Here is a 6,782-nt window from a genome sequence, read left to right as displayed (position 1 = left end):
CAACAGAGCTTAAGCGATGACCAAATACGTTTTTGTCACTGGTGGTGTGGTTTCTTCTTTAGGGAAAGGAATCGCAGCTGCCTCGCTTGCCGCGATTCTCGAATCCCGCGGCTTGAAAGTCACCCTCCTAAAATTAGACCCCTATATCAACGTTGACCCTGGGACCATGAGTCCGCTTCAACATGGCGAAGTCTTCGTAACCGAAGATGGCGCTGAGACTGACCTTGATCTAGGGCATTACGAGCGTTTTGTATCTGCAAAGATGCGTAAGAGTAATAACTTCACTACGGGCCAGATCTACGAATCCGTTATCAGCAAAGAGCGACGTGGTGAGTACCTAGGTAAAACTGTTCAGGTGATTCCCCACATTACGAATGAGATTCAAGCATTTATAGAGCGGGGGGCCAAAGCGAGTCATGATGGCAATGCTGATATTGCGATCTGCGAAATCGGTGGCACTGTAGGTGACATCGAGTCACTGCCATTTCTTGAGGCGGCTCGCCAAATGAGCATTCGCCTACCAAGGCATAGCTGCGCTTTTGTGCACCTTACTTTGGTTCCTTATTTGAGTAGCGCTGGCGAATTAAAAACTAAGCCGACCCAGCACTCTGTACAGAAGCTTCGTGAAATCGGCATCATGCCCACAGTGCTCTTATGTCGTGCAGACCGCCCAATTCCAGAAGATGAGCGCTCAAAGATTTCACTGTTCTCTAACGTCCGCGAAGAAGCTGTAATTTCAGTATGGGATGTTGACACCATCTATAAGATTCCTGGGATGCTTCAAGCCCAGGGCATGGATGATTTAATTTGTCGTGAGTTAGATATTCAGGCTAAGCCTGCAGATTTATCTGTTTGGGCAAATCTTGTTTATGAGCTAGCCAACCCACAGCACGAAGTAACCATTGGTATGGTTGGTAAGTATGTTGAGTTGACTGAATCCTATAAGTCTTTGATCGAAGCTTTGCGGCATGCAGGCATTCACAATCACACACGCGTCAATATCAATTACATTGATTCTGAAGTGATTGAAAAAGATGGCATAGATTGTCTTCAGAATTTAGATGCGATCTTAGTGCCAGGTGGTTTTGGTAAGCGCGGCACTGAAGGCAAGATTGCTGCCATTCGTTATGCCCGCGAGAACAATGTCCCTTACCTTGGCATTTGTTTGGGTATGCAGTTGGCTGTGATCGAATTTGCTCGCCACGTCGCCAATATTGCTCAGGCCAATAGCACCGAGTTTGATCCTGAGACCGAGAGCCCAGTAGTCGCCTTGATTACCGAGTGGGTTGACCGCGAAGGTCGTGTTGAGAAGCGCACTAACGATTCTGATCTTGGCGGGACTATGCGCTTAGGTTCACAGCGTTGCCCAGTAAAAGCGGGTACCTTAGCCCATGAAATCTATGGTCCAGAGGTGAATGAGCGTCACCGCCATCGCTATGAAGTGAACAATGTTTACGTGCCGCGTCTTGAGAAGTCTGGTCTGATTATTTCTGCTAGAACACCAAACGAGTCTTTGCCTGAAATGATGGAGTTGCCTAGCACTATGCACCCTTGGTTCTTTGGTGTGCAGTTCCATCCCGAGTTCACCTCGACTCCACGTGATGGCCACCCATTATTTTCTGCTTTCATTAAGGCGTCATTAATTCATCAAACTGCTTCCCAAAAGCAAGCGGCCTAGGAGATCACAATGAGTGCATTTAAGTTATGTGGTTTTGATGTTGGTTTAGATCATCGCTTCTTTTTGATTGCGGGTCCTTGCGTTATTGAATCCGAGCAATCGGCTTTGGATATTGCTGGAGAGTTAAAACACATCACCTCTGCACTGGGTGTACCATTTATTTACAAGTCTTCTTTTGATAAAGCCAATCGCTCATCAGGCACTTCTTTCCGGGGTTTAGGTATGGAGAAGGGTCTTGAGATTCTGGCTCGCGTTAAACGTGAAATTGGTGTTCCAGTATTGACAGATATTCATGACATCAGTGAAATTGCACCGGTTTCAAAAGTAGTTGATGTGCTGCAGACACCGGCATTCTTATGTAGGCAGACTGATTTCATTCGAGCTTGCGCTCAAAGTGGTAAGCCAGTGAATTTCAAGAAGGGTCAATTTTTATCCCCTCATGAAATGCTGAATGTGATTGATAAAGCGCGTGCAGCAGCTACTGAGATGAACCTGCCAGATCAGTTTATGGTTTGCGAAAGAGGCGCCTCTTTTGGTTATAACAATCTAGTTTCAGATATGCGTAGCTTAGCAATTCTTCGCGAAGCAAAAGCACCAGTTGTTTTTGATGCAACGCATTCAGTTCAGCTTCCTGGCGGACAAGGTAATGCGAGCGGTGGGCAGCGCGAGTTTGTTCCAGTATTAGCCCGTGCCGCAGTTGCAGTAGGCATTAGTGGCTTATTCATGGAGACGCATCCAGATCCAGCCAAAGCGCTTTCGGATGGTCCAAATGCAGTGCCGCTCAATCGCATGAAAGAGCTACTTACATCTTTAGTGGCAATTGATTCTGTTGTTAAGAAGCCCGGATCATTTTTAGAAGATAGTTTTAAGTAATACCCCAAATTCATTTTTACTTAGGAGAAGGTGCATGAGCGCCATTGTTGACATTATTGGTAGAGAAGTTTTAGATTCACGCGGCAATCCCACGGTTGAGTGTGATGTATTGCTTGAGTCTGGCGTTATGGGTCGTGCAGCAGTCCCTTCAGGCGCATCAACAGGCTCACGTGAAGCCATTGAGCTTCGTGATGGTGATAACGCGCGCTACCTTGGCAAGGGCGTTCTTAAGGCCGTTCAAAATATCAATATTGAAATTGCTGAATCCATCTTAGGTCTTGATGCTAGTGAACAAGCTTTCTTAGATCACACTCTAATCGAGCTTGATGGCACTCACAACAAGGCGCGCTTAGGTGCTAATGCAACCTTGGCTGTTTCGATGGCGGTGGCTCGTGCTGCTGCAGAAGAAACAGGTTTGCCTTTGTATCGCTACTTCGGCGGATCAGGTGGTATGCAATTACCAGTACCGATGATGAACATCGTTAATGGTGGGGCACATGCTAATAACAGCTTGGATATTCAAGAATTTATGATCATGCCAGTTGGCGCACAAAGCTTCCGTGAAGCCTTGCGTTGTGGCGCTGAAATCTTTCATGAATTGAAGAAAATTTTGGGCGCCCAAGGTATGCCAACTACTGTTGGAGATGAAGGCGGCTTTGCGCCGAACTTCAAGAGCAATCAAGAGTGTTTGCAGACCATCATGAAGGCCATTGAGGGTGCGGGTTATCAAGCAGGTGAAGACGTCTTATTGGCTTTAGATTGTGCTGCCAGTGAGTTCTACAAGGATGGTAAGTACCACTTGTCAGGCGAAGGTTTGCAGTTGTCTTCAAGCGAATTCTCAGACTACCTTGGCAATTTGGCGGATCAATTCCCAATCGTATCCATTGAAGATGGAATGCATGAGAATGACTGGGATGGATGGGCTGATATTACTCAGAAACTGGGTAAGAAAATCCAATTGGTCGGAGATGATCTGTTCGTTACGAACACGCGTATTCTCAAAGAGGGTATTGAGAAGGGTATTGCTAACTCCATCCTTATCAAGATCAATCAAATTGGTACATTGACAGAGACCTTTGCTGCGATTGAAATGGCTAAGCGTGCTAACTACACTGCTGTGATTTCTCATCGCTCCGGTGAAACCGAAGATAGCACTATTGCTGATATTGCAGTTGGCACAAACGCTGGTCAGATCAAGACAGGTTCTTTGTCGCGTTCTGATCGTATTGCCAAGTACAACCAGTTATTACGTATTGAAGAAGATCTGGGTGATGTTGCTACATACCCAGGAAAATCTGTTTTCTATAACCTGAAACGCTAATAGATAGCCTTTACCTGTCTATGCGTATCGTCATCTACTCTATGCTGCTATTGCTCATTGCAATCCAGTACCCACTGTGGCTGGGTAAGGGTGGATGGCTGAAGGTTTACGAGATGGAAAAGCAGCTCGAGTTGCAGCAGGCTAAAAATAGCCTCCTCAGCTTACGTAATGCCAAACTGACAGGTGATGTTAAGGACTTAAAGGAAGGTACTCGCGCGATTGAAGAGCGGGCTCGTGTTGAGCACGGCATGCTTAAAGAGGGCGAGTTCTTCGTGCAAATTCTGCCAAATGAAAAGTCTGCCTCTAATACAGCTGAGGGCGTGAAGCCAACAACCACCAAGCAGTAACTATCGTTTAATGCCCGCTTGAGGGTGGCCGGGTTGCATCTGCTAGTAAGTCTGTTTTAAAGACTTGTCTGCAATCTACTGCATCAAAGCGATAGGCTTTGGCGCAAAAATCACACTCGGTTTCTACCGCCCCTTGCTCTGCAAGGATGCTTTCCACCTCCTCTTCGCCGAGCATTCTGAGGACATCTGCAACCTTGGCTCGTGAACAACGGCAGCCAAAGCGAACGGAGCGGGGCGGGAAGCTGCGGACACCACTCTCTGCAGATTCTTCTAAAAAAAGACGTCGAAGGATGGTTTCAGGCGAGAGGGATAACAACTCATCGTTGGTAATGGTTTCACCAAGCGTTTGGATTCTGGTCCAGCCCTCAGCGGCAAGTTGAGGGTCAAGATGGGCATGACCACCAGAATCTGGCAGGCGCTGTAACAACAATCCACCAACATGGGTGTCATTGGATGCCAACCATATGCGGGTATCCAATTGTTCGGAGTTCTGCATATATAGAGCAATGGCCTCAGCAGCACTAGTAACGGGCTTAATAACGGTGCCACGATGCTCCTGGAGAGCCACAATGCCTTGATAAGGAGGTTGCCCAGGCTGACGGTCAGATGGATCGAGCGTAATGACAAGCCGCCCCGTATTGTTCGCATCCAATAGTTCGCCCAAGCTTGCATTGGGATCAATACTGTCGGCGTCAACAGAAAGCTTTACCGTAGCCCGCATCGTTAAATCTGACTTACATTCAACCACCAGAAGCTGAATTGGGCCTTTGCTTTGGGCCTGAATAATCAAGGTTCCATCGAACTTGAGGCTGGCGCTTAAGAGAGTGGCTGCGCCCACAAAGTCACCCAAGATACGCCGCACTACAGGGGGGTCGTTACGACGCTCCAAAACGGCCTGCCAGGCACTGCTAATGGAAACAATTTCCCCGCGGACCGGGGCGCCATCACACATAAATACAAGTAATTCGTTCATAAGTGAAAGTATCCACTTTTTTATGAATTCACGTGCTAAACCAAGACATTCAAAGCCAACCTGAGATAATGTCATTTATGAATATACGTACACGTTTCGCCCCCAGTCCAACGGGCTTTATTCATTTGGGCAACCTCCGCAGCGCTTTGTATCCATGGGCTTTTGCTCGTCACAACAAAGGCGACTTCATTTTGCGCATCGAGGATACCGATGTAGAGCGCTCTACCCAGGAAGCGGTCGATGTCATCATTGAGGGTATGGCTTGGCTTGGTCTAGATTTAGATGAAGGCCCGATTTATCAGATGCAACGCATTGATCGTTATCGCGAAGTCGTTAAGCAAATGCTCGATACTGGTCTTGCTTACCCTTGCTATATGAGCGAAGAAGAACTTAATAAGCTGCGCGATCAACAGATGGCGAATAAAGAAAAGCCGCGGTATAACGGTCAGTGGCGCCCTGAACCCGGTAAAACTCTGCCAACAATTCCTGAGGGTGTTTTGCCAGTGATCCGCTTCAAAAATCCGATTGGCGGCTCTGTCTTTTGGGAGGACGCCGTTAAGGGCAAGATTGAAATTAGCAACGATGAGCTTGATGATCTAGTGATTGCTCGTCCTGATGGCACGCCAACTTATAACTTTTGCGTTGTAGTGGATGATCTGGATATGAACATCACTCACGTGATTCGTGGTGATGACCATGTAAACAATACGCCACGTCAAATTAATATCATGAAGGCACTCGGCGGCAATCCGCCGGTGTATGCTCATTTACCCACAGTTCTTAATGACTCTGGTGAAAAAATGAGTAAGCGCAATGGCGCGATGAGTGTTCGTGATTACCAAAAAGCAGGGTACTTGCCTGAAGCTATTCTGAATTACCTAGCAAGGCTAGGTTGGTCCCATGGTGACGCCGAGATTTTCACCAAAGAACAATTTGTAAATTGGTTTGATTTGGATAGCCTTGGCCGATCACCAGCACAACATAATCCTGAAAAGCTGCTTTGGCTCAATCATCAATATATTCAGAATGCAGATTTAACTGCGCTGGCCGAGGCGACTAAACCATTTGCGCATGAACTTGGTATTGATACTGAAAAAGGTCCTAACTTTGTTCAAGTGGTTGGGCTTCTAAAAGATCGGGCGAATACTCTGATTGAAATTGCAGAGGGTGCTAAGCTTTTTTATCTACCAGCACCCGCACATACCGCTGAACAAATCGCAACAAATATACCGCCTGAAGTCATTCCAGCGCTAAAGGATTTGATCGATGCATTTAAAGCCGCTGAGCACACAAAAGCAGCCTATGGTGCAGCTTTTAAAGAAGTGTTAGCCAAACATCAGATCAAAATGCCAGCCTTAGCAATGCCCGTCCGTTACGCCTTATTTGCCACTACACAGACGCCAGCCATTGATTCTGTCTTGGTTGTTTTGGGCAAGGATGAAGCTGTACAAAGGCTTTCCAAGGTCGTCTAATCTTGAATTTGCGTACTCGTACAAAAATAGGATAAAATCTTGGATTGTTTTGAGTGTCTTGTAGATTTTTAGCGAGATTACGGGGGTATAGCTCAGCTGGGAGAGCGCTTGCATGGCA

The 6,782-nt window shown here is 46.8% G+C and carries 6 protein-coding genes; 5 read left to right on the top strand and 1 reads right to left on the bottom strand.

Annotation, left to right across the window (positions count from 1 at the left end; all coding sequences use genetic code 11):
- The first annotated feature begins 16 nt into the window (after positions 1-16).
- Genes B7Y67_RS08985 through ftsB form a run of 4 tightly spaced genes read left to right on the top strand, consistent with a single transcriptional unit; the run spans position 17 to position 4,219 of the window.
- On the top strand, positions 17-1,678 hold the full coding sequence (locus B7Y67_RS08985; RefSeq protein ID WP_293598351.1) for a CTP synthase: 1,662 nt from the start codon (positions 17-19) through the stop codon (positions 1,676-1,678).
- A gap of 9 nt (positions 1,679-1,687) precedes the next feature.
- Positions 1,688-2,551 (top strand): 3-deoxy-8-phosphooctulonate synthase, encoded by an 864-nt coding sequence (gene kdsA, locus B7Y67_RS08980; protein WP_293598350.1) that lies wholly within the window; start codon positions 1,688-1,690, stop codon positions 2,549-2,551.
- Between the two features lie 34 nt (positions 2,552-2,585).
- Complete coding sequence (gene eno, locus B7Y67_RS08975) at positions 2,586-3,872, top strand: phosphopyruvate hydratase (protein WP_293598349.1); 1,287 nt, start codon at positions 2,586-2,588, stop codon at positions 3,870-3,872.
- Positions 3,873-3,892: 20 nt separating this feature from the next.
- Positions 3,893-4,219: a cell division protein FtsB gene (gene ftsB, locus B7Y67_RS08970; protein WP_293598348.1), complete on the top strand. Its 327-nt coding sequence runs from the start codon at positions 3,893-3,895 to the stop codon at positions 4,217-4,219.
- Positions 4,220-4,226: 7 nt separating this feature from the next.
- On the opposite strand, the gene B7Y67_RS08965 is transcribed toward ftsB, so the two are convergent.
- Positions 4,227-5,192, bottom strand: a complete 966-nt coding sequence (locus B7Y67_RS08965) for an Hsp33 family molecular chaperone HslO (RefSeq protein WP_293598347.1) — start codon at positions 5,190-5,192, stop codon at positions 4,227-4,229.
- Positions 5,193-5,260: 68 nt separating this feature from the next.
- Between B7Y67_RS08965 and gltX the strand changes: the two genes are divergently transcribed.
- Positions 5,261-6,664: a glutamate--tRNA ligase gene (gltX, locus tag B7Y67_RS08960; protein WP_293598346.1), complete on the top strand. Its 1,404-nt coding sequence runs from the start codon at positions 5,261-5,263 to the stop codon at positions 6,662-6,664.
- The last annotated feature ends 118 nt before the right edge of the window (positions 6,665-6,782 follow it).

Source organism: Polynucleobacter sp. 35-46-11 (genome assembly GCF_002281105.1).
Note: the sequence above shows the minus strand (reverse complement) of the source record. Positions and strands in the feature narration are given on the sequence as shown.

What these genes read in the sequence shown, in the direction of transcription:
- B7Y67_RS08985 (WP_293598351.1), top strand. Translation starts at nt 17, where the DNA reads ATGACCAAATACGTTTTTGTCACTGGTGGTGTGGTTTCTTCTTTAGGG.
- kdsA (WP_293598350.1), top strand. Translation starts at nt 1,688, where the DNA reads ATGAGTGCATTTAAGTTATGTGGTTTTGATGTTGGTTTAGATCATCGC.
- eno (WP_293598349.1), top strand. Translation starts at nt 2,586, where the DNA reads ATGAGCGCCATTGTTGACATTATTGGTAGAGAAGTTTTAGATTCACGC.
- ftsB (WP_293598348.1), top strand. Translation starts at nt 3,893, where the DNA reads ATGCGTATCGTCATCTACTCTATGCTGCTATTGCTCATTGCAATCCAG.
- B7Y67_RS08965 (WP_293598347.1), bottom strand. Translation starts at nt 5,192, where the DNA reads ATGAACGAATTACTTGTATTTATGTGTGATGGCGCCCCGGTCCGCGGG.
- gltX (WP_293598346.1), top strand. Translation starts at nt 5,261, where the DNA reads ATGTCATTTATGAATATACGTACACGTTTCGCCCCCAGTCCAACGGGC.